Genomic DNA, 761 nt, shown 5'->3' with positions numbered 1-761 from the left:
GAGTACAGCTCGGCTGATATCGAGGCGGCGCTTCAGGGCTACTCGCTACTGGCCCACCAGCCTGCCGGCATCGCTCACTTGCTGCAGAGAACCAGCGCCCTGTTGGCCGACGACATGGGATTGGGCAAGACCCGCCAGGCGGTCATCGCCGCTTCGATCCGAGCGGCGGGCAGGCCAATTCTGGTCATCACCCTGGCCACCCTGTTGATCAATTGGCAGCGCGAAATCCAGGAGGTCTATCCCTCGGCCACCGTGGCCATCCAGCAGGACAACCCAGAGGCGCAGTGGATCCTGGTCAACTACGAGCAGTTGAGCCCCTTCGTCGCCAACGCTTCGCGCTTCGCCGTGATGGTCATCGACGAGGCGCAGCGGATGAAGGAACCGACGGCGCAATGCACGCGGCACGGTTTCGACATTGCCGCCCAAGTGCCGAACCGCTACCTGCTTACCGGCACGCCGGTGCTCAACCGTGAAACCGAGCTGCACACCCTGCTTCGCCTCTCAGGCCACCCCATCGGACAACTGCCGCTGAAAGAGTTCTGCGACCGTTTCGCCGGCAACCCGGAGTTCCGCCAGAGTCTGCGGGCGGAGCTGGGTGACTGGATGCTGCGCAGGCGCAAAGATGTGCTGCCCAGCCTCAAGGGCAAGCAGCGGCAGTTGCTGAAGGTGGCCCTCTCCACCGAGGAACGCCAGCAATACGACGTGCTGCGTCTCGAGGACCGACCGATTTTCGCGCGACTCGGCGCGCTGCGGCGTTACCT

The 761-nt window shown here is 64.3% G+C and carries 1 protein-coding gene; it reads left to right on the top strand.

The window, feature by feature from the left end; translation table 11 throughout:
* Positions 1 to 761, top strand: a 761-nt coding sequence (locus tag HMPREF2924_RS36715; protein WP_256567993.1) for an SNF2-related protein, incomplete at both ends; no start/stop codon positions are given.

The sequence above is a fragment of the Pseudomonas sp. HMSC063H08 genome, assembly GCF_001813645.1.
GTDB lineage: Bacteria > Pseudomonadota > Gammaproteobacteria > Pseudomonadales > Pseudomonadaceae > Pseudomonas > Pseudomonas aeruginosa.
Note: the sequence above shows the minus strand (reverse complement) of the source record. Positions and strands in the feature narration are given on the sequence as shown.